Raw genomic sequence first — 1,616 nt, forward strand, 5'->3', positions numbered from 1 at the left:
AAAGTGATGGTACAAAACTTTCCTCATTCGTCCAGTCTCTGGTTTCCTGTGCATATACTGGTGTTGCCATCATACTCAGACTCAAAATAATACCAACAGTACTCTTTATTATTCGCATATGTTACCCTCTCCCTAAATAATGCCTTATATAACATATGCCACAAGTTCCATATTATCAACCTGTGGCATTTTTTGTTCTATACCATGTTAGAATGAATCTGATTTAAAATTACTGCTAAATCTCCAACAAGATTATGTCCTGTTGTCCCTGGAAGACTAGTCATTACAGATATCGTATATGGGGAGTTACCAGCCATTACAATTCCCGCATCATTATAAACATGATAATATCCACCTAATGCAATCTCACCATATTTGCTATAGACTGTATATTGTCCTCTTAACCTTTGAGAAATCATTGAATTGAGGGTAGATTGATAGTATTGTCTTGCCCATGCAGAATAGCTATAATTACCAGAAAAATAAGAATATCCTTTCAACCACATTTTAGCTAAGTCTACAGGACTTGTTGTCGTATATAGATCACTGCCTTGTATTGGATTTACACCTGCTACCCCCAACCAATTTTGAAATACAGAGTGTCCATAAGAAGACCTCAATGAAGAATAATCATTGTTACTTGACCATTGAATTGTATTAATTGTTCTTTGATCTGGCGCAATTCCAGCCTCCAATAAACTTAGAACATAAGGGCCTTTTATACAACTTGCGGAATATAAACCAATACCAGGATTATAAGCTAAAATTTGTCCTGTTTTTATATCTTGCATTACAAAACCAACAGAAGCGCCTCTTGCATTAAATTGATTAATAATATTTTGTAAATTATTTCGTTCCGATGATGTTAGCGCATATCCTGAGTTTGAGACAAAGATAGAATTTGTCGTTTCTGGCAATTCCATTAAAGCCGTTTTTGCATCTTTATATAGCGAATCCACATGATGTCTTAAACTAGAACCAGGTGCAGGTGCAGTTTTTGGTAATACTCTGATTTCTAATCCTTCAAGTCTATACCCAATTTTTGTAGTACCAGAAATCTCTCCATTTTTTGCCCACCCTAGCCAACCAAAGTTCTCAACTTTAGCTCTATAATATATAGAATAATATTTTGTGAGTTCTCCACTTAGACGTATTTGAATCGATTCTATTCTTTTGCTCTCGTCAAGATTTCCTAATATAGTATCTGCAGGATACATTTCAGTCCATCCATCATTTTGTAAATGAACACTGTATTCAATACTTCCTGCAATATGCTTAGACTCTAAAGTTGCTTTAAAAGCAGTAACATTACCATCTTTTTTCTCAATCACAGACTTATTCTGAGTTACGTTTTCCCAACCTGTACCATAATATCCTAAAGAAAAACTCAAATCATTTACATAATCTCCTGATAAATAACTAAGTGTATCGGATACAGGTTTAGAATTATCATCCTTTTCATAAACATTAATCTCAATAGATTCGACAGGTAAATAAAAGTCCATTGTTCCGGCTATTTCACCATTTTTGGCCCAGCCGAGTGTCCCATAGTTGGATACATGAACCCGATAATAGATATCATATTTTTCAGCCATCTCTCCAGTCAGCTCTATCTG

1 protein-coding gene is annotated in these 1,616 nt (G+C 34.8%); it reads right to left on the bottom strand.

Annotated features, from left to right (window positions below):
• Window positions 1-197: 197 nt before the first annotated feature.
• A partial coding sequence (locus G413_RS11585) for a serine hydrolase (protein WP_211210471.1) occupies window positions 198-1,616 on the bottom strand: 1,419 nt, incomplete at its 5' end.

Origin of the sequence: Faecalicoccus pleomorphus DSM 20574 (assembly GCF_000420345.1) — a bacterium.
GTDB lineage: Bacteria > Bacillota_I > Bacilli_A > Erysipelotrichales > Erysipelotrichaceae > Faecalicoccus > Faecalicoccus pleomorphus.